At 62.9% G+C, this 20,666-nt stretch carries 19 protein-coding genes; 9 read left to right on the plus strand and 10 right to left on the minus strand.

What is annotated here, in order from left to right:
* Positions 1–143: 143 nt before the first annotated feature.
* Together FJV83_RS13445 and FJV83_RS13450 are read right to left on the minus strand one after the other, a co-directional pair.
* The gene (locus tag FJV83_RS13445) at positions 144–1,403 is read right to left on the minus strand and encodes a polysaccharide biosynthesis/export family protein (protein ID WP_185973397.1); all 1,260 of its coding nucleotides are present in this window, start codon (positions 1,401–1,403) and stop codon (positions 144–146) included.
* A gap of 84 nt (positions 1,404–1,487) precedes the next feature.
* The gene (locus FJV83_RS13450; protein WP_095771942.1) at positions 1,488–2,165 is read right to left on the minus strand and encodes a sugar transferase; all 678 of its coding nucleotides are present in this window, start codon (positions 2,163–2,165) and stop codon (positions 1,488–1,490) included.
* Between the two features lie 600 nt (positions 2,166–2,765).
* Here FJV83_RS13450 and FJV83_RS13455 point away from each other — a divergent pair.
* Positions 2,766–3,041, plus strand: coding sequence for an exopolysaccharide production repressor exox (locus FJV83_RS13455; RefSeq protein WP_095771639.1), 276 nt, complete (start codon positions 2,766–2,768; stop codon positions 3,039–3,041).
* A 23-nt stretch (positions 3,042–3,064) separates the two neighbouring features.
* Here the strand turns inward: FJV83_RS13455 and FJV83_RS13460 are convergent, their stop codons facing one another.
* The 6 genes from FJV83_RS13460 to FJV83_RS13485 all read right to left on the minus strand — a co-directional run bounded on the left by FJV83_RS13460 (position 3,065) and on the right by FJV83_RS13485 (position 9,013).
* A complete protein-coding gene (locus FJV83_RS13460) occupies positions 3,065–4,909 on the minus strand; it encodes an ABC transporter ATP-binding protein (protein ID WP_142876216.1) in 1,845 nt (614 codons plus the stop codon).
* Positions 4,910–4,917: 8 nt separating this feature from the next.
* Positions 4,918–5,946 carry a serine kinase gene (locus FJV83_RS13465; RefSeq protein ID WP_142886139.1) on the minus strand — a complete coding sequence of 343 codons (1,029 nt, stop codon included), beginning with the start codon at positions 5,944–5,946 and terminating at the stop codon, positions 4,918–4,920.
* The gene (locus tag FJV83_RS13470; protein ID WP_246688937.1) at positions 5,943–7,928 is read right to left on the minus strand and encodes a lasso peptide isopeptide bond-forming cyclase; all 1,986 of its coding nucleotides are present in this window, start codon (positions 7,926–7,928) and stop codon (positions 5,943–5,945) included. The genes FJV83_RS13465 and FJV83_RS13470 overlap by 4 nt, the downstream gene beginning before the upstream one ends.
* Positions 7,925–8,380 carry a lasso peptide biosynthesis B2 protein gene (locus FJV83_RS13475; protein WP_246691856.1) on the minus strand — a complete coding sequence of 152 codons (456 nt, stop codon included), beginning with the start codon at positions 8,378–8,380 and terminating at the stop codon, positions 7,925–7,927. The genes FJV83_RS13470 and FJV83_RS13475 overlap by 4 nt, the downstream gene beginning before the upstream one ends.
* 43 nt (positions 8,381–8,423) lie before the next feature.
* Complete coding sequence (locus FJV83_RS13480; protein WP_095792017.1) at positions 8,424–8,723, minus strand: PqqD family protein; 300 nt, start codon at positions 8,721–8,723, stop codon at positions 8,424–8,426.
* Between the two features lie 137 nt (positions 8,724–8,860).
* Complete coding sequence (locus FJV83_RS13485; RefSeq protein WP_010913078.1) at positions 8,861–9,013, minus strand: lasso peptide; 153 nt, start codon at positions 9,011–9,013, stop codon at positions 8,861–8,863.
* A gap of 517 nt (positions 9,014–9,530) precedes the next feature.
* On the opposite strand from FJV83_RS13485, the gene FJV83_RS13490 reads away from it, so the two are divergent.
* The 8 genes from FJV83_RS13490 (at position 9,531) to FJV83_RS13525 (ending at position 17,931) form a co-directional block, all read left to right on the plus strand.
* Positions 9,531–10,655 (plus strand): nucleotidyltransferase family protein, encoded by a 1,125-nt coding sequence (locus FJV83_RS13490; RefSeq protein WP_095792016.1) that lies wholly within the window; start codon positions 9,531–9,533, stop codon positions 10,653–10,655.
* Positions 10,656–10,719: 64 nt separating this feature from the next.
* Positions 10,720–11,742 (plus strand): glycosyltransferase, encoded by a 1,023-nt coding sequence (locus FJV83_RS13495; RefSeq protein WP_142876219.1) that lies wholly within the window; start codon positions 10,720–10,722, stop codon positions 11,740–11,742.
* Positions 11,743–12,022: 280 nt separating this feature from the next.
* A complete protein-coding gene (locus FJV83_RS13500) occupies positions 12,023–12,424 on the plus strand; it encodes a hypothetical protein (RefSeq protein ID WP_142876220.1) in 402 nt (133 codons plus the stop codon).
* Positions 12,425–12,580: 156 nt separating this feature from the next.
* A complete protein-coding gene (locus FJV83_RS13505; RefSeq protein ID WP_095787158.1) occupies positions 12,581–13,462 on the plus strand; it encodes a family 16 glycosylhydrolase in 882 nt (293 codons plus the stop codon).
* A 49-nt stretch (positions 13,463–13,511) separates the two neighbouring features.
* On the plus strand, positions 13,512–14,843 hold the full coding sequence (locus tag FJV83_RS13510) for a UDP-glucose/GDP-mannose dehydrogenase family protein (RefSeq protein ID WP_095771649.1): 1,332 nt from the start codon (positions 13,512–13,514) through the stop codon (positions 14,841–14,843).
* 64 nt (positions 14,844–14,907) lie between these two features.
* A complete protein-coding gene (locus tag FJV83_RS13515) occupies positions 14,908–16,350 on the plus strand; it encodes a GMC family oxidoreductase (protein ID WP_095771943.1) in 1,443 nt (480 codons plus the stop codon).
* A gap of 13 nt (positions 16,351–16,363) precedes the next feature.
* A complete protein-coding gene (locus FJV83_RS13520) occupies positions 16,364–16,813 on the plus strand; it encodes a hypothetical protein (protein WP_095771650.1) in 450 nt (149 codons plus the stop codon).
* 38 nt (positions 16,814–16,851) lie between these two features.
* Positions 16,852–17,931, plus strand: a complete 1,080-nt coding sequence (locus tag FJV83_RS13525) for a glycosyltransferase (RefSeq protein WP_142886141.1) — start codon at positions 16,852–16,854, stop codon at positions 17,929–17,931.
* 23 nt (positions 17,932–17,954) lie between these two features.
* On the opposite strand, the gene FJV83_RS13530 is transcribed toward FJV83_RS13525, so the two are convergent.
* Positions 17,955–18,977: a phosphoribosyltransferase family protein gene (locus FJV83_RS13530; RefSeq protein WP_095771652.1), complete on the minus strand. Its 1,023-nt coding sequence runs from the start codon at positions 18,975–18,977 to the stop codon at positions 17,955–17,957.
* 53 nt (positions 18,978–19,030) lie between these two features.
* Positions 19,031–20,527, minus strand: coding sequence for a lipopolysaccharide biosynthesis protein (locus FJV83_RS13535; RefSeq protein ID WP_095771653.1), 1,497 nt, complete (start codon positions 20,525–20,527; stop codon positions 19,031–19,033).
* Positions 20,528–20,666: the final 139 nt, after the last annotated feature.

Raw genomic sequence — 20,666 nt, forward strand, 5'->3', positions numbered from 1 at the left:
GTTTCCGTGAAACGGTGAAACGCTCTATCATTTCGCGGCCTGGATCGCTCATCATGGCAAAACCTCCACCAGACGGGCCTGGTGGAGGTTGGAACTCGTTGTGCGATGGATCGGAGCGGCTGGATCGCGCCGAAGTCCGCGACCTATTGGCTGGCCAGCGGTGCCAGCTTGACCTTGATCACGTCGCCGGGCAGCACCGGTGTTTCTTCCTTCGCCGCGATTTCGCTGGTCTTGCCGTCGACATTGCGCACCAGCGAATAAAGCAGGGTAGGCTGCTGGCCATTGGTGATGGCGGCCGTCGTCGCGGGATCGCTGGCCTGGGCTATCAGGCCTTTCTGCATGTTCACCTTCAGCGCGGCCTCGTTCAGGTCGGCTTCGGTCTGCTGCCGGTCGGCGGCGAGGCTCGAGCTCAACGTGTTCTGGGCATCGATGGCATCCTGCGTCGCCTTGCTGATCGACTGCTTGGCGGTGAGAATGGCCGTCTCGTAGTCGAGGATCTTGCCCTGCAGGTCGGTGACGGACTGCTGCGAATCCAGCAGTCGCGCATTGGCGACCAGTCCCTTCTGCGCCAGCGGACCGATACTGGTGAGCTGCTGCTGCGCCAGGTCGACCTGCTTCTGCTGGTTGACGATCTTCTTCTGCAGTGATTCGATTTCGGACTGAAGGACACTCTTGAGATCGTCGAGCGCCTCGAGCTTCAGCTTCAGCGCCTTCTGATCTGCGGTCAGGATCGTCATTTCGTCGGCGACGATGGTCGGCAGCCGCGGATCGCCCTCGACCTCTTTGGGCGCTTCGAAACTTGCCTTGCCGGCCAGATCGGCATCGATGCGGGCGCGCCTGACGAGCAGCCGGACGCGCTGGTCGTCGGAGATATCGAAATTGCCCTTGGCGGTGACCAGGTCCTTGCCGAGCTGGGGACCGTAATCGGCGCTGCGCCTGATGCCGCCGGCGACGCTGATCGCTTTCAGCACCGTCAGTTCGGGCACAAAAGGAAACTGGCCGGGATTCTGCACTTCGCCCGAAATATAGAAGGGCCGGAACTGCGCCATCTCGACCGAGGCCTCGGGCTTGTCCGACAGAGCGAGCTTGTGCTGCAGTGCCTCGCCGATTGCCGCCGCGACTTCCGCCGTGGTCTTGCCGGCCGCCGGCAACTCGCCGACGAAAGGCACCGACAGCGTGCCGGCCGGGCCGATCGTGTATTCGCCGTTCACCGCCGACCAGTCGCGGAACGTGCCTTCGACGGTCTGCCATTCGGCTATACGGATGTTGAGTTTGTCCTGCGAGCCGAGCTGGTATTCGCCTGAGATGGCGACCTGGGGAAGCAAAGCGAGCGACATCGCAAGGCAGGTGGCCATAAGCCGAGAGCGGCCGGAAAAGCGGCCGCTGCCAAAAGCTTCGAACATGTCTTTTTTCAACTGAACGTTCCGATCCGTTTTAGCCCCATCGCCCGATGACCTTGCCGCCGGATGCCTGGTCCCGGCGTCCGGTCAGTAGGAGCCGCGTGACATCCAGACGGCCGGCACAGTCTTGATGATGATGCGCACGTCGCCGAACAGCGACCAGTTCTCGACATAGTGGCGGTCGAAGGCGACGCGGCTGTCGTAGGAGACGTCGTTGCGGCCGCTGACCTGCCACAGGCCGGTCAGGCCGGGCCGCGACTTCAGATAGTAGACGGCGGCGCTGCCGTAGATTTCCAGCTCGTCGCGCACCACCGGGCGAGGCCCGACAAGGCTCATATCGCCCTGCAGGATGTTGATGATCTGCGGCAATTCGTCGAGGCTGAGCTTCCGCAACACCGCGCCGACACGGGTGACGCGCGGATCGTTCTTCAGCTTGCGGGTCGCTATCCATTCCGCATTGGCCTCCGGATTGGTGGCGAGATAGGCGGCCAGCACCTTGTCACCGTCCGGAACCATGGTGCGGAATTTCAGGCACGGAAAAATCCGTCCGCCGCGCCCGATTCGCCGATGGCCGTAGAAAATCGATCCACCGTCGGAAAATTTGACCAGCAGCGCTACCATGATGAACAGCGGGCTGAGCGCGATCAGACCAACCAGTGAACCGACAATATCGAAGCTGCGCTTGATGAGGCCGCCGATAGGCGGCGGAAAATCGGTGTCAGCCTGCGAAAAGCCCGCCGTGGCCGACTTGGCAATATCCCTCATGCGGAAACTCCATGCGTTGAACGAATGGTTCACCACACGATACCAAAAAAATGTTGCAGCGCAACACACAATTTCCCGGCCCGCTGAAATAGTCACGTCATGAATTGACTAAATAATAAGCTAGCGATGCACATTTTTCAGGATGTTTAGCACAATTGTGACAATAAATGGGCAAGCGTAAAAAAATGCGGCTCTTTTCGCGGCGAATCTGGGGCAAGGCGTTCTCGCAGGCCCGGAATGGTACATATTAGAGCTTTAGGAAGGCGCAAAGTTCCTGACTATTAACATAAAATACTACATAATATTGGGAATTGTACTGAAACGGGTCGGCGGCTGCAGGTTGAGTGAATTGCGGTGGTGTGCGTTGCAGCATGCCAGAGTCGATCGCGCAAGCTCAATCAAAAATATGTGCGGTTGCCCTTGCCGCCTTCTGCTCGCCTTAATAGAATTGCAAATTATACCTGTCAGAGTGGCGACAGGTTGAAAGGCCGGAAGCAACCGGCCGATAGCGGGCACCTCTACAAGCCCGCATGACAAGGGACGGCGCTCGGGTGGGGCTATCGTTTGATATAACCCGGGCCGGTTTATGGGCTGTTGGGTATGTCGCTTCCAAAATTCATCGTTGGGATGATTTTCGCTCTTGCAATCGTCGTCGCCTGGTCATGGCTTGGCGGCGCTTCGCTGGGCATGACGCTGATGCGCGTCATCATCTGTGCCGGTATCATCCAGGCCGGCTATTTCGTCCTCGTCTATGCCATGATCGCCAGGAGTGCGCCGACGCAAGCCGACAGGCTGCGCGAAGCTGAGAGAAAGCTGAGTGCGCCCGACGTGACCGAAGGCGAGAAGCTGGGCAACGCCCGGCGCAGCCTGCATTAGCTCCTGCAAAGGTATCCGCGGCCTCAGGCCACATCGGCGGGTTCGGTTTCCGATTGTTCCCCCGACAGCATCCTCGACAGCCGGCTCGCCGGCTTGGCCTTCAGCCGCTGATACTGGCCGACCTCCACGATACGGCCGTCTTCCATCGCCACCACCCAGTCGGCGAAGGCGATCATCGATGGCCGGTGCGCGATGGTCAGGATGGTCATCGCGCCGCGCAAGCCGTCGATCGACCGGGCGATCAGCGACTGGTTCTGCCAGTCGAGCGCGCTGGTCGCCTCATCGAGGATGAGCAGCGACGGCTTGCGCAGCAGCGCACGCGCCAGCGCAATGCGTTGGCGCTCGCCGCCGGAGAGCCGTACGCCGCGATCGCCGACCACCGTCTTGAGCTGCAAGTCGAGCCGTTCGACGAAGTCACCGGCATGAGCGGCGCGCAGCGCGATCCACAGATCGTCGTCGCTGGCCTGCGGCGCGGCAAGGCGCAGGTTCGCCGCGATCGTGTCATGCAGCAGGAACACGTCCTGCGGCACATAGGCCACCTGATCACGCCAGCGCCGGCGATTGCCGGCATCGATCTCGACGCCGTCGACCAGGATCTTGCCGGCGGTCGGCTCGAGCAGGCCGAGCAGCATGTCGGCGATCGTGCTCTTGCCCGATCCCGAGGGGCCGATCAGGGCGGTGACTTTTCCGGCAGGGAGACCGAAGGTGATGTCGCTCACCACTGCCTTGCCGGAGCCGTCGTCGTAGCCGAAGGAGACGCCGCGAATGTTCAGCCCGGTATCGAGCGACAGCTTGCCGGCATCCCCGGATTCGGCATGGCCGGGTTCGCGCTCGGCGTCGAAACGGGCCTGCAGGCTGCGCATGGCCGTATAGGCAGGCAGGTTGATCAGCACCTGCTGGGCCTGCGTCTGCATGTCCATGAAGCGCGGCGCGATGCGCATGAAGACGAGAAGCAGAACGACAATCTCGGCCAGCGACAGGTTGAAGCGGACCAGCGCCACATAGATGAACAGGCTGAGGCCTACCACGCTCGCCACCTGGAACACCGCGGTGCCGATCGAGCTGTTGCGCACATAGTCGATATTGTCGGCCTTCATCTTTTCCAACGTCGACCGCAACTGCGCGAAATAGCTGGCCTCGACATTCAGGCTCTTGGCCACCTTGATGCCGCCGAGGAACTCCGAGACCGTGCGGTACTGATCCTGGCGATTGCTGGTCAGGACACGCCCGAAAGCGGTGGCGCGCGCGCGAAACGGCTGCAGCGCTATGAACATCACGATGCCGATGACGATCGCAAACGCCGTCATCACCGGCGAGATGAACATCGAGATCACGAGATAGCCCACCAAAAGCACCGCGATCTGCACCAGCATCAAAAGCGAGAAGGCGGCGCCCTGGACGCGATCGATGTCGCCGGTCAGGGCATGGTCGAGATCGGAGCTTCGCATGCGCGAGAACACGCCCCAGCGCGCCTTGCCGATGCTCTCGAACAGGTTCATGCGCAAACGGTTGACGAAATCGAAGAGAAGCCTGGCCATGTAGACCGACTTGAAGCGGTTGAATGCTGCCTGCACGGCAACGAGCCCGACCAGCGCGCACAGCACCGTCGTCAGTTGCAGCGTTCCCTCGGGCACCAGCCAGCGCACGAAATCATTGTTCGGCAAGCGGACCGCGAAATCCTGGTCGGCGCGCCCGACCAGGTGCAGCAGCGGCACAAGCAGCAGGATCGAAATGCCTTCCGTCAGGCTGCCGAGGATCAGGAACAGCAGTGCCGTCCAGGTCCGCCGCCCGCCGATCTGGGCGATGACGGCGCCGAACGCGGCGACATCGCGAAACAGCGACAGGCGAAGGATCGAAGATTTCGACATGATTGCGCTCACCGCTGCCGACGGCCGGCCGCCAGCTCTCTGGTCGTGAGGTCCGGGGCCGCCAGATCCCCGGCCGCCAGGTCGCCTTCGATCAGCGCCACGGCCTCGCCAATCCTGTCGAGGCCGGTCGGAACTTCCAGCCGGAACACGCCGATATGGTTAGCGATTGCTGAACATTGGCGAAGATGCAGCGCCGCGAAATCGCCAGGGAGCGCCGCGCGGCCGAACCGCGTCACATAGGAGAACTTGATGATCGCCGGCAGGGCGGCAATGCCGGGCAAGGGCGTGATCGCGGCCTTCGCACCGCGCTCGAGGACATAGATCCTGGTCGCCGGCACCATGCCGCCGGAGAAGGCGCCATGCAGGCGGTGCCGCATCTTCTCGATCGCCGGATGCACTTGCGGCCGCACCTCCGCCTGGCCAAGCGAGATCGCGGCCGCGGCGTCCGCGGCAAGCTTGATCTGGGGAAAGCCCGGAACGATCATCGGCGCGTCCGGCCTGGCGAGATCGAGCGCCACGACATCGTCGGTAAGCAGATGATGACCGGCCCGGATCATGGCGCTTGCCGTGGTCGATTTGCCGGCACCCTTGTCGCCCATGAAGATGGCTCCCCTGCCGGCCACCGCGATGGCGCTTGCATGCAGGACGAGCAGGCTGCGCTGGTGCAGCAGCAGCGCCATCACCGGCCCAAGCAGTGGAAAGGCAAGCAGGGCGTCATCGACGCCGGGTGCCGGCTCGATGTCGATGCGGCTGGCATCGCTGATCAGGAAGGCGCCGACGGCATGCCAAGCCAGATATTGCCGGTCCGGCTCAAAGCGGAAGATCGTCGCGGCCTCGGACGAAGGCTTCGGCATGTCGATCGTGCCGATGGCGATCAGTATATCCGCCGCAGCCGGCTCCGCCGGCTCCAGCTCGGGCAGCGCCACGTCGGACGCCACGGTCAGGCCGTAAGCCCGGTAGTAGCGACGCTCCCTCGTGGTCCGGCCATGGGGGGGATCGCCGACATATGTGGCGAGCGGCTGGTTGCGCGGCATCATGCGGGGCTCCCGCCGTGCTGGACCTGCCGCAGCCACAACGACAGCGAGGCCGAACGCCAGACATACTGGACATCCAGCGGCGCTGCCTGATCGGGCTGGCGCAGCAGCCGCGCATAGGCGGCGCTCACCTGCGGCAGGTTGACATAGGGCGCGATACGGCCGGCATCCGAAACCAGCAGCTGTTGCAGGAGGTCGCGGTGGTTGCGCACCATGCCGTTGACGAGATTGGCGGTGAAATCGATCTTGTCGCGCCGCCACTGCACCGCTGCCGGCAGGATGCCCTCCATCGCCCGCCGCAACACGTAGCGGCCAAAGCCGTGGCTGAGTTTCTCCTCGCCCGGCAGCGCCAGGCAGAATTCGACCAGCGGCTTGTCCCAGAACGGATAGCGCGGCTCGACGCCGAAATTGGCAGCGGCCTTGTCGAGCACTTCGAAAGAGTGCGGCACATAGCCGTTGGACAGGATCCAGCGATGGCTGAGCGCGTCGCTGGCCTGGACGCCGGGCGGCATGTAGCCGGCCCGATGGAAGCGGTCGATGAGTTCGGTCCGCCTGGCCAGGTCCGGATTGATCAGGTCGCGCCAGCTGCGGCCGCGCTGCATTTGCGTGGGCTTGCGTATCCTGTTGAGGGCACGGTTCGCCAGCTGTCTCGCCTTGGCGATGCGCCAGGCCGGTCCGTAAAGGGTCAGGAACTGGAAATAAAGGCCGAGCGTGCTGTCGCCATAGGTGTTGGAGGCGCTGCGAACCTCGCGCCAAAGGTCCAGCCACCTTCCGCCATTGGCAAGCTCGTGCAGATGGCCATGTCCCTGTGAGACGACCTCGTCGCCGCCATGGCCGTCGAGCAGCACCTTGACGCCTTTTGCGCCCGCCGTCCGGTAGATGCCGCGGGTCAGCGTCAGGCCCGGCGCCAGGAAGGTGCCCTCCTGTTCCTCCAGCACCCGTTCGAACTCGGCGAAGGGCGCATAATTGCCGACGGGGATCAATGTCGGATCGGTCTTCTGCTGATCGAGCACCGCATCGATGAAGACCCGTTCGTCCATCGACGAGCCCTTCTCGAAAACCAGCGAAAAGGTCGGCAGCCTGGGTTTCCGCTCGGCGGCGTTCTGCAGGCCGGCGACACAGGCGATCGAGGAGGAATCGAGGCCGCCGCTCAGCATCGCGCCGACCGACGGGCTTCCGCGCATGCGATTGCGCACCGATTGCGAAAACAGATGCGCGAATTCCTCCGCCGCATCCGACCGCGGCGGTCGTGCCGACGGCTCGATCTGCCAGTATCGGCGCAGCACCACTTGTTGCGCGGTGACCGTCAGGCTGTGACGCGCCGGCAGGCTGAAGATATCGCTGTAGGGGGTGGATTGCGGGTCGTCGGGAAGCCCGGCCAGGAATCCCGAAATCCGATGCTCGCTGATGCGCGCGCCGACCCCGTCAAGCCCAAGCATAGGCCCGATCTCGGAGGCAAAGGCAAAACGCCGGTCCGCCGCGTGGTAGTAGAATGGCTTGACCCCGAAATGGTCGCGCGCGCAGAACAGCAGCTGCCGCTCGGCGTCCCAGATGGCAAAGGCGAAATCGCCCTGCAGATGCACGGGGCAGGCTTCGCCCCAGCGCAGATAGGCCCGCATCAGCAATACGGCGTCCGCAACCGACCTGTCGCGTATGCCAAGCCTCGCCATCAGCTCGTCGCGATTGTCCAGCCGGCAATCGGCGGTGATGGCGAGCTTGCCGCCGGCCATCGTCAGCGGGCCGGGGCCGGCTTCATCCGTGGTGTTGAGCCAGGCGTGGCCAAGGGCGACGGCGCTGTCCAGCCACCATGAATTTCCGTCGGGACCGCGATGGCGCATGCGGGCCAGCATCCGCTGGATATCGGTCGCCGCGTCCGCCGGCGCGTGTCCCCGGACCGTTTCAGCGTGTCCTCGGACCGCTACCGCGTGTCCCCGGACCGCTACAGCGTGTCCCTGTCGCAGCAGGATTCCGACCACGCCGCTCATCGGCTGCCGTGGTCGACCAGATGCGCGAAACCATCGACGGAGCCGCCAAGCACGACATGGTTGTCGCTGACCAGCCAGGCATGCGCCTTCAACTGCTCGCCCGTGCCGCGTTCGATGCCGATGCGGATGTTGGAGGCATTGCCCTGGCGTGCGAGAATGTATTGGCCCGAAAGCGCCTGGGTAAGGCAGGTGGCGCGCGGCACGAACCGTGCGGCCGCGGCAACCCCCCAGGCGACGAGCCGCAGTTCGCCCATGCTGGCGCACTGGCGCGCGTCGAACCGGGTCACCATGCCGCGAACACGGTTGTAGGAAAACAAGGTCAGCCCCAGCCGGACGGTCGCGACCACCAGCAGGCAGTGGCAGAGGAAAAGGGCTTCCGAGCCGCTCAGGGACAGGATCCTGGCCAATCCCCGGCCGGGCCGGCGTTTGGCAGGCCTCGGTCTTTGGTCCATCGCAGGTCTCTGCCGCGAGATCATGGCCTTCTGCGGAACCTGCCTAGACAAGTGCCTCATTGTGCAGCCTCGCAAGTCCGTTTTCGGCGAAGCCCTTAAGCAAGGCGTCGACGTCAGCCTTGCAGCGCTCGGCGTCGACATTGTAGCGCGCAAGCACGGCGCTGCGGATATCGGCGATCGACTTCGGCTCCTGGATCTGCTCCCAGATGAACGCACCGACGCTGTTGAGGCTGTAATAGATATTGGATTTCAGGTTGAGAAGCGCCAGGCCATCGCCGAATTCACAGGCCACCGCATCCCCGGTGGCCCTTACGCAATCGTGCTCGGATGGGTTCCAGTTCATGCCAAAACCTCGTTAGCAACACACGGTCTACGCGTCGTCAGTTCAAAAAGCGGAAAGTCGGGGATTTTCATCCCCGGCTCCATTTGCGGTCTTCAATCCTGGAGGCCCAACGTCACTCCTCCAGAACCAAGCTAGTCTCAGGAGAACGTCAGATCGCCAATCGGGGTGTGCGCCGGAAACGACGCGTCGATTGCCGTGCTGCCGCCACCGCCCTGGGTAATGGTTTCGATCGAACCATGGACCGTCAGGCTTGGCGTTTCGTACTCATGCTTTTCAACATTCTGTTCCATTTTACTCTCCACTGAGGACTGGAAACGGCCTGTCGAGTGCCGTCAGCACTTTCATGCTGCGATGCAATAGCTGCATAGCAACATTTATGAGTCAAGCCGGATTTACTTCTGGTTAATCAATTACGGGTTGCGGGCGTCACCATGCGTGTGCCAAATGCTCAAGATTCCGCCTCTGTCGAGCCGAAGCTCGGTGCAGTCTGCCTTCAGCACGGGCGATTCTTTAAGCGATTGAATTTGCTTGCGTAAAAAGCTCATAGCGATGACACTTTTTTAGGCATGTCTAAAATGATGGATTCTTGTTAGCCAGCTGGTGTCGATGATCAGCTGCAGCGCCACGATTGCGTCGGAATTTCAGCCTTATGTTGCGCCGCATCGAGGAAGCGCGGCAAACGCTCTGGTTGCAAAATTTCGCACTGCGAAAGGAAAGACTTTACGGCGTCCAGGTTTTTGAGGATGCTTTGTTTCGCACTTGCAGCATAAACGCCGTGCAAACCGCATTTTGGAGACCATGCGCTCAATGGCCTTGCCGGAAAGTTCCTATGAACGACTGCGCGCCGCCGACTGTGCCGACGAGATTGCCTATGTGCAGGCCTGCCTGCGGTTGTATTTCTCAGGCGCGGCGGCTCTGGCCGGCAATGTGTCGACGCCGAGCCTTTCCGCCGCCGCCGTCGCCGATATCGCCAGGCTGAACAAGGTCGCCACCTTCGTTTTGAAAGCACTGTCGCGCGCCCCGGCCACCGAAAGGCCCGCCGTACTTTTCCAATGGCTCGACACCTATCGCCGGCGGACGGTGTCGATGAACGCCGCCTGTCTCATGGATTCGATGGCGATCCATCGAGCGCTGCGCGACAGGCAGATCGATTTCGTCTTTCTCAAAGGTCCGTTCCAGCAGCATCTGCTCTATGACGACCATTTCATGAAGCCTTCGGGCGATGTCGACATCCTGGTTTCCCCGTCCGGATTCGCGAAAGCACGCAACGCACTGCGCTCGATCGGCTATGAGGTCTCAGGCAAGTCACGCTCCGTCTGGTGGGTCCGCTTCCTTGGCGAGCAGCACATGATCCGTGGCAACGGGCCGTCCACGGTCGACCTTCATTACCGCCTCCAGCAGCCCGGCTCGCCCAGTCCGCGCGATGCCGACGGTTTCCTGCGGCGCAAGCGGCTGGTCGAGATCACCGGCACCGAAGTGCCGTTCACGTCGGCCGCCGACACGTTGATGCTGTCCTGCATCAGCGTCGCCAAGGCACTGTTCAACCGCGAACCCTGCGCCGGCTATGTCTGCGATATCAGGGCCAGCGCCAACCGTCTTGGCGAGGCCGATCAGCAGCGTGTGCTGGATGCAGCGGTGAGCCAGGGGCTGGACGACACGTTGCTGCTCGGCCTGCGCGCCGCCGATGTGCTGCTGGGCGCCACCGGCACGCTTCTGTCGGAGCGGGCCAAGCCGGTCTTGTCGCGCATCGGCAACGAGGACCTGCTCAACATGGTCATCGCGCCATGGCTGTCATCCTTGCGGTGGCCGCAGCGGCGAACGGTGTTGTGGGAATTGTGCGGCAGGGCTCCCGTCCGCTACCTGGCCGAGGCTGGCTGGGCAGCGTCGGCGGATATCAGTCGCCGCATCTTCGAGCGGCCGGCCAGCCCGTGATGGCGGTGGTGTTGCAATACGTACAGGGCGAGGGCAAATCGGAACCTGTGCAAGAGGCTAACCCATGTCGATGACGAAATCAGAGGTCTGCGTGATCATCGCGGCCAAAAACGCGGCACGCACGATCGCGGTCGCCATCGCGTCCGCATTGCGCGAGCCCGAGGTGGCGGAGGTCGTTGTCGTCGACGACGGCTCTACCGACAATACGGCCGAGGTCGCCCGCGCCGCCGACGACGGTAGCGGCCGGCTCAAGGTCATGCGCCTTGAGGTCAATCGTGGCCCCTCCTTCGCGCGCAATGCCGCGATCGCCGGTTCGAAAGCGCCGTTCATCAGCATTCTGGATGCCGACGACTTCTTCCTCGGGGGCCGGTTCCGCAATCTGTTTGCCGCCGCCGACTGGGATTTCGCGGCCGACAACATCATGCTCATCAGGGATGATGCGACTGATGACGCGACCAAGATCGTCGCTCCGGATTTTGCCGCCGATCCGGAATTCCTCGACTTCGCGCGCTTCGTCGAAGGCAACATCTCCAGGCGCCGCGTGCAAAGAGGCGAGCTGGGCTTCTTGAAGCCGGTGATCAGCCGCGCCTTCCTCGATCGGCACCGATTGCGCTACGACGAAAGCCTGCGGCTGGGCGAGGACTACGAACTCTACGCCCGTGCGGTCGCCCACGGCGCGCGGTTCAAGGTCATCCGTTCCTGCGGCTACGGCGCCATCGTACGCGCTGATTCGCTCAGCGGCCGCCACAAGACGCAGGATCTGAAGCGGCTGGCCGACGCCGATCTGGCGCTGTTGGCGATAGACAGCCTGCCGGAAGGCTCCAAGGCGGTGCTGCGGCGGCACGAGCGGCATGTGCGCGACAAATACCGGCTGCGCAATTTCCTCGACGTGAAGGCCGAGCGCGGGCTGGCTTCGGCCGCGGCCTACGCCTTTGCAAGTCAATCCAACCTGGTCCCCATCGTCCAGGGCGTGGCGTCCGACAAGCTGGAGGCGCTGTTTCGGCGCGTTGGCCTTGTGTCCAGGCAAAAGCGCGTGCCGCCGTTGCGTTTCCTGATGGCCGGGACCAGTGCGGGCAAGGAGCGGTAAGGGGCGCCCGCGTCACCCCTCAAACAGCATTCGCATTGTGCAAACCATTTCCAGTGGATTTAAGAGTTTACGAATTGGGTGGTTGCCTCACGGCTCCGACGATGGCAGTCTATGTTGCGGTGCAGCAAATCGAACGACCAACCGAACTGGCCCCCGATCGGATTGGTCCGACGTCTCTCCCGTCAAAGGAGTTGGACGATGCGGTACGAGCTTTTCAGCCCTGCTTGCGGGGATCGGCCAGTGGTCGGCAGTAAGCCGGCGATGACAGGAATTTAAGCCCATGGCCTCGATATTTGGCTTCAGATCAAGGGATCCTGCCCGCGACCGGCAGGCCGACATCGCCCGCCTCGACCGGCTGGCGAAACTGTTCGAGCAGATCTCCGCCGAGATCGCAGCCGAGAAAACCGGTCTGGAGAGCCGCTACCGCAAGACGGCGACCAACGCGGCCTTTCTCGTCGAAGCCATTGAAAACGGCTCCGCTTCCGAGAAGCGCTCATCCGAAGTCAGCGCGCTGACGCAATCGATCCTGAATTGCGAGCGCCGCATCGCGGCACTGTCGCGCCAGCACGGTTTGATGAAGGAACTGCGTCATTCGCTCGATATGGTCTTCGACGCGGGTGGGGAGTCCAATTCGGCCGCCACGGCGGATTTCGCCAGGCCCGCGGGCGCGAGCCGGGCGTGAGACTACTTCAAAGGCATGATGCAAGCTTCAAAGCTATGATGCAGGACAGGAGAGGGATTTCTGGGGGCTCGAAAAGGAGGCCAAGGTTGGCCCGTTTGGAAGCGGTTCAAACGTCGACTTTGGGTTGGGGACGCACAGCACAAAGGTGAGTTTGGTATGAATTTAGATCCGAAAACCACGTCCACGACAGCAATTGCCGCAACCTCCGTCGCGCATGAGATCCGGCAAGGCGACCTGCGGCGGTTGGGCTTGATCGGCGGATTGCTGCTGGCTGCTCTCGGCAGCCTCTTTGCGGCTCCATCCCATGCGCAGGATATCCAGTCCGCTCCCTCTTTCGTCGATGATTTCAAGAGCTTCGACAAGTCTCGCTGGTATGTCTCCGACGGCTGGAGCAACGGCAGCCACCAGAATTGCACCTGGTCGAAGGGGCTGGTCGAGCTTTCAGACGGTGTGCTGTCGCTCGGCTTCGGAAAACAGAAGCTGAAGGATCGCGAGTTCGCCTGCGGCGAGATCCAGACCAAGCAGCGCTTTGGTTATGGCACCTATGAGGCGCGGCTGAAGACCGACACCGGTTCCGGCCTCAACGCGGCCTTCTTCACCTATATCGGCCCGTCGGACAAGCAGCCCTGGGACGAGATCGACTTCGAGATCCTGACCAAGGACACCTCCAAGGTGCAGGTCAACGCCTATATCGACGGTAAAGGCAAGAACGAGAAGCTGGTCGAGGTGCCGGGCGGCACCGACAAGGCCTTCAACGACTACGCCTTCGTCTGGGAGAAGGACAGTTTGCGCTGGTACGTCAACGGCCAGCTGGTGAACACCATCACCGACCCGGCGAAGCTGCCCAGCCACGCGCAGAAGATCTTCTTCAGCCTTTGGGGCAGCGACACCATGAAGGGTTGGATGGGCGCCTTCGCTGATCCGGGCCGCAAGCTTTCGCTGCAGGTCGAACGCGTTGCCTTCACCGCGCTCGGCGAGCCATGCCAGTTTCCGGAATCGCTCGTATGCAGCGTAAAAGAGTTGGGAAAGACGAATTGAACCGGCCGGACCGAGAACGGGTCGCCGCCATGGATGGGAATGAAACCGAATGAACTTGACGGTGTTTGGAATTGGCTATGTCGGCCTCGTGCAGGCGGCGGTGCTTGCCGAGGTTGGCCACCAGGTGGTTTGCGTCGACATCGACGAAAGCAAGGTGGAGCGCCTCAACCAGGGCTTCGTCCCGATCTTCGAGCCAGGCCTCGAAAGCATCGTCAGGGAGAATCATGCCGCCGGCCGCATCAAATTCACCACCGATGCCGCCGCCGCCGTCCGGCACGGTGAAATCCAGATGATCGCGGTCGGCACGCCGCCCGGCGAGGACGGCTCGGCCGACCTCAAATACGTGCTGGCGGTCGCCGAGACCATCGGCCGCGAGATGGATAGCGCCAAGATCGTCGTCGGCAAGTCGACCGTGCCGGTCGGTACCTGCGAAAAGGTGAAAGCCAGGATCGCCGAGACGCTGAAGAAGAGAGGGCGTGAGGATCTTGCCTTCGACGTCGCCTCCAATCCCGAATTCCTCAAGGAAGGCTCGGCCGTCGCCGATTGCATGAAGCCCGACCGTATCATCGTCGGCACCTCGAGCGAGGAGACCGAGGTGGTGATGCGTGAGCTTTACGCGCCCTTCAACCGCAACCACGAAAAGATGATCGTGATGGACGTGCGCAGCGCCGAATTCACGAAATACGCCGCCAACTGCATGCTGGCCACCAAGATCAGCTTCATGAACGAGATGGCCAATCTGGCCGAGCAGCTCGGCGCCGACATCGAGGAGGTACGCAAGGGCATCGGCAGCGATCCGCGCATCGGCTACCACTTCATCTATCCGGGTCTCGGCTATGGCGGCTCGTGCTTTCCCAAGGACGTCCGCGCCCTGATCAAGACCGCCGAGGGCGTCAAGTTCGACGCCAAGCTGCTGCGCGCCGTCGAGGAGCGCAACAATGACCAGAAATCCGTGCTGTTCGACAAGGTGAACCGCTATTTCAAGGGCAGTCTCAAGGGCAAGACCTTTGCGCTGTGGGGCCTGGCCTTCAAGCCCAACACCGACGACATGCGCGAGGCACCGGCGCGCGTCCTGATGGAAGCGCTGTGGAAGGCCGGCGCGACCGTACAGGCTTATGATCCGGAGGCGATGCAGGAATGCCAGGCCATTTACGGCCTGCGCGACGACCTGCTGCTGTGCGGCACCAAGGAAGCGGCCTTGCGCGGCGCCGATGCGCTGCTCATCGCCACCGAATGGAAGAGCTTTCGCGCCCCGTCCTTCGACGCGTTGAAGGACGCGCTGACCACGCCGGTCATCTTCGACGGCCGCAATCTCTATGACCCCAAGGTCGTGGCGCGCCACGGCATCGAATATCACTCGATCGGCAGAATGGCGGCATGAGAGCGACCGCGGGAAGCAAGCGGAATTTGGCATACGCGCCCGGCGCGGAAAGGAGTTGCGGCTGATGGTGCTGGACGTAAAGCCAGAGCAAATCACCAAGGATCATTTCGATCTCATCGCGATCGGTTCCGGTTTCGGTTCGACCTTCTTCCTGCACGAATTCGCCATGCGGCGTAAGGCGCGCATCCTGATCCTGGAATGGGGTCGGCACAACACGCATGAATGGCAGCTCGCCCAGAACGCCAACACCGACATCGACGACGAGTCGACATACAAGACCAACTCCGACAAGCCGTGGAATTACACGATCGGACTGGGTGGCGGGACCAACTGCTGGTTCGCCCAGACGCCGAGGTTCCATCCCAATGACTTCAGGCTGAAAAGCACCTATGGCGTCGGCAATGACTGGCCGATCAGCTATGACGACGTCGAGCCATTCTACTGCGATGCCGAAGAGATCATGTCGATCTCCGGCGATCCCGACATGGCGGCGATGCTGCCGCGCTCGAAACCGTTTCCGCAGCCGCCGCATCGCATGTCGACGCCGGACAAGATGATGAAGGTGGCCCAGCCCGGCCAGCATTTCGTCATGCCGACCGCTCGCGCCCGGGTCCCGACCGCGCAGCGCACCTCGTGCTGTGCCAATCTGCGCTGCTGGCTGTGCCCGGTCGACGCGAAATTCACCGCCAACAATGGCCTGATGCATGTCTTCGAGCATCCCGACGTTTCGGTCTGCCTCGGTGCGGAAGTGCGCAGGCTCGATCAGGTCGGCGGCGCGGTCCGTTCGGTCACCTTCGTTCATGACGGCAAGGAGTATCAGGTCAGCGGCGACCTTTTCATTCTCGGCGCCAACGCCATCCAGAGCGCGGCGATCATGCTGCGCTCCGGCCTGGGAGACGAATTCGTCGGGCGCGGCCTGCATGAATCCTATGGCTGGAATTTCGAGGTCTATCTCGACGGCGTCGACAATTTCGACGGCAGCACCATCACCACCGGCCTGAATTTTGGCCTCTATGACGGTCCGCACCGGTCCGAGCATGCGGCGGCACTGGTCTATTTCGAAAACCGCTGGCAGCACGGGATGCGCGCCGAGCAGGGGCGGTTGCGCCAGACGCTGCCGCTGGTCGTGGTCACCGAAAACCTGCTCGATCACGAGAATTTCGTCACCCTCGACAAGGACGACAATGCCTTCGTCTCCTTCAAGGCACCGTCGGACTATGCGGTCAAGGGCATGGCCCGGGCGCTGGACAAATTGCCGGCGCTGCTTGCCCCGCTGCCGGTCGAGCGGCTCTTCGACCGCGGCATCCGGCCAACGGAATCGCATGTCCAGGGTACGCTGAGGATGGGTACCGGCCCGGCTGATTCGGTGATCGACAGCAACATGATCCATCACCGGTTGAGAAACCTGGTTGTCGTCGGAACCAGCACCTATCCGAGCTGCTCCTGCGCCAACCCAAGCCTGACCGCGGCGGCTTTGTCCCTGCGGGCGGCGAGCCGGATCGCGTGAGAGGAGCGGCCCGATGATCGAAGTCACACGGCGTTCCGCACTGGCCATCCTGGCGGGTGGCGTTGCCTCGACGGGCGTTGCCTACGCCGCCGTCTCCTCGTTTTCGGACGAGGATCTGGTTCGCGTCACGCTCGAAAAATATCTCGGCAGGCTGAATATGCGCATCGAGCACCTGCAGCAGTTCGTGCTGGAGTTCCGCAACCGCAATCCCTGGATCTTTCCGAGCGAGAAATTGAGCGACGCAGTCACTCTGGCCGAGGAGCTCAAACTGGGCGCCGTCCGCCGTCTGCTGCCCCATGAAAAGCGGGAAGATCTGGTACATTTCGACCGCTGGGTCATCGCCGAATTCCATATGCTGACGGACTACGCCTGGCGCAGTTCGCCTGACGATCCGATCCGGTTCACCGGATGGCACTCATGTACCAATCCGTTCGCGACGCTTGACCCGCCAAAGAGCGCGTGAGGCGCTTTCGACACGGCGAAAAGACAGGAGCCACGACCATGAAAGTTCTTTTTGCAGGCGGCAACGGCTACCCGCCGGAGTTCAGCGGCGGCGTTCAGTCGAGCACGCATCATCTGGCCGAACAGCTGATCGAGCACGGACATGAGGCCGCGGTGCTTGCCGCCCTCTTCGGCGACGGCGTCTTCGGCCTGAAGGCGCGTGCCAAGATGAAGCTGTTGCGCCAGCCTGCGGTCGTCGACAGTTTTCCCGGCTACCCGGTGATCCGGGCGTGGTTTCCCTGGCAAGCAGCCGGTTTTGCCGTCAAGAAACTGAGGCCGGACGTGGCGGTGGTTCAGTGCCACAAATCGGTGCCCCTCGGCAAAGCGCTGAAGGCCGAGGGCGTGCCGCTGGTCGTCTATCTCAGAAATGTCGAGTTCCACGAGTTGGGCGGCGATTTGCGCGAACTGGGTTCCGCGCTCTACATCGCCAATTCGGAGTTCACCGCGCGCACCTACAAGCGGGAATTCGGCATCGAGGCGACAGTGATCCCGCCGACCATCAACCCGACGCAGTACAGCACGCCGACCACGGGCCAGTTCGTCACGCTGATCAACCCCTATGAGGAAAAGGGCTTCGAACTGGCGGTCCGCATCGCCGGCGCCTGCCCGGAAATCCCGTTCCTGTTCGTCGAAAGCTGGAAGCTGGACGACGACCACCGCGCGCGCATCGAGGAGACGATCGCGCCGCTCGGCAACGTCACGCTGGAGAGCCGCACCAACGACATGAAGACGGTCTATGGCCGCACCAGGATCCTGCTTGCGCCCTCGAAATGGGAGGAGGCCTGGGGCCGAGTCGCGTCCGAGGCCCATTGCAGCGGCATCCCGGTCGTCGGTTCGCGGCGTGGTGGCCTGCCCGAAGCCATCGGCCCCGGCGGCACGGTACTCGACTACGATGCTCCGCTCATCGACTGGGTCGCGGCTGTCAGGCAGCTGTGGAACGATAACAAGGAATATGAACGGGTTTCAAACCTGGCGCGCGGCTTCGCGGCGCGTCCGGAGCTCGATCCGGACCGCCAGTTCGTCACCTTCTTCTCTATCCTGGACAGGGCGGTTCAGCAGCGGGCGCGCCAGGCGGCGTAGCCGGCGCTCAGAAAGCCAGCCGATCAGGCCGGGCGCTTGACCCGGCTTTTCAGCGTCTCGTAGCCGCGGGCGCCGAGCAGGGCACGGGCCAGGGCCTTGGCGGCGCCCTTACGGCCTTGCTGCGAGTTGATCTGCCGCAGCCTTGCCGGCAGATTGCGCGCGGCTTGGCCGAGCGCCGGCAGCGACAGCGCATCGGGGAAGCTCACCATATGGGTTTCGACGCACAGCACCGGCTTGCCCGACAGCTCCGTGATCTTCAGCGCCTGCGCATGCTCGCTTTCGATGAACAGGATAGCGTTGGATTTGCGGTAGAAATCAGCCTTGAAACTGCCATGCGCGCCGAGCCGCTGGCGCTCCGCCTTGCTCGGCAGGTCGAGCATGATCAGTTGGTCGTACACGATCCCATTCTTGGCCAGCCACGCCTCGGTCAGCGCACGGTATTTCTCCAGCCGGCTGGTGACCAGCCAGCCGATCCGGTGGGTCGGGGCATGAAGCGGCCGCGCTTCGCTGAGGAATTTCTCATAGGCCGGACCATCGTCGTTTTCCGCTTCGGTCGGATCGAGGCACAATACGCCGTCAATGTCGACGCAGCATTGCGCCAGGAATTTGTGATGCATGAAATTCCACTGGAACATGCGCGGATGCGGCACGACTTCGAAGACGACGTCGGTTTCCCGATGCTTCGGCTCCAGGCCGAATACCGCGGCATAGATGAAATCACCCTCTATGCCGGCAGCCTCGATACGGGCACGGGCATCGCGCATGGCGTTGCCGCCGGCGATGCTGTCGTCGATCACCAGCACCTTGCGCATGTCCGAGACCTTGCGGTCGAGCGCGGCGCGCCGCTTGGTGATGCCGGACGTATAGACCCGGCCGTCCAGGAAGGAATCCAGATCGGTCATCGGAATGTTCGCCGCAAGGCTGACCAGCGTCGCCGCCAGCACGCCGCTTCTGGGCACGCCGACCACCAGGTCGATGTCGCGCGGCAGCCGGTGAAGGTTGCCGACAATCGTGTCGTTCATGTCGGAGATCGATCGGTAGTGCATGCATCAGACCTGATGTTCGTGTGGATATTGGGTAGCTGGCAAAGGCGCCGAAATTATTGCGCCTCGCGCGGCGTTGCCGCCGGCTGTCGTGCCGGCAGCATCTTCAGGGCCTCGCGCAAGGCCTCGCGGCCGGATGCGAAGGCCAGCGCGACGACAATGGTGATGAGGTAGGCAAGCATGGCGCCGCTGGCCAGGGCGACGACATGCTGCTGCGGCAGCATCGGCTTGATCAGCCAGACCGCCGCCAGTGCCAGATGCGCGCCGAGCACGAATGGCGTTGCCGCGCGCAGCACATGGCTGGCCCGCAGCGGTCCGCTCTTGCCGACATAGAGCCACAGGAACGGCGTGCGCAGATATTCGCTGACCGCATAGGCTATCGCCACGCCGAGCGCGCCATAGGGCAGGCCGAGCGCGAAGGCGAGCACCGAGGTCACGGCGGTGATGATGCCCCAGCGCATGAAGTCGCCGGAGCGGCCCTGGCTGACGAAAAGCCAGCCCGCCGGGTTGTTGAGCGGCTGCAGCAGCCCGGCAAAGCCGAGCGCCAGGAAGATCGAGGCGCTTGCGCGCCACTGTTCGCCGAGCACGAAGGGGATCAGCACATCCGACATTGCGGTGGCGAAGGCGACGCCGGGCAGCGCCACCAAAAGGATCAGCGGCATGACGCGCAGATAGGCGCTGCGGTAGCGGTCCGGCTCGTCTTTCAGCCTGGACAGCGCCGGCACCATGACCTTCGACAGCGGATTGGTGATCTGGCTGAGCGGGAACAGAAGCAGCTTGTAGGCGCGGTCGTAGAGGCCGAGTTGCTGCTCGCCCCAGTATTTGCCGATCAGCACATTGTCGAGGTTGCGGGCGAAGAAATTGGCGAAGTTGAAGCCGGTGATGCCGGCGCCGAAATTGATCAACTCGCCGATGCCGGCGACCTTGCGCGGCAGGCCTGGCCGCCAGCGCGAGCTTGCCCAGTAGCACAGCGTCGGCAGCACCGCGCCGGTCAGCGTGCCGGCAAACAGCGCCCAGTAGGAGCGGTCGATGAAGGTCCAGGCGATCGACACCACCAGCCCGGCAACCGCGCTGGCGACGTCGATGACCGCCAGGCGCCCGAACTGCATGCGTCGTGTCAAAAGCGCCAGATGCTGGGCGCCGAGCCCATAGGCCATGATCTGCAGCCCGAACGCGGCGACCAGCCCGGCCACGCGCGGCTCACCGTAGAAGGCGGCGACCAGCGGTGCCGCACCCGCGAGCACGCAGGCCAGGATGGCACTGACCGCGACATTGATCCAGAAGAGGTAGTTCACCTCCTCATGGCGGATGCCCGATTTCTGGATCGTCGCCTGGGTCAGGCCGAAATCCTGGAACAGCGCGATGAAGGCCAGCACCGGCGCGCACATCGCCACGACGCCGAAATCCTGCGGCGACAAGAGCCGCGACAGCACGATGACGGATATGATCTGCGTCGCGACCCGCACCGATTGCGACATGGCGGTCACCACCGCGCCGCGCCCGACCGATTTACGCAGCGAGCCTTCCGGCGGATCGAATGGGTTGGCTTCCAAATTCAGGATTCCTGATTTTTTGCGCGGATTTCCGAACCCTGAAAATCCACGACCGCCGCCATCCCCAAACTACGGCAATAATTTTGCAGTGCAACAGAAAATGTCCATTGCCGCGCCAAAAATGTTGCGATGCAGCAAG

The sequence above is a fragment of the Mesorhizobium sp. WSM4307 genome, assembly GCF_007003945.1.
Classification (GTDB): Bacteria; Pseudomonadota; Alphaproteobacteria; order Rhizobiales; family Rhizobiaceae; genus Mesorhizobium.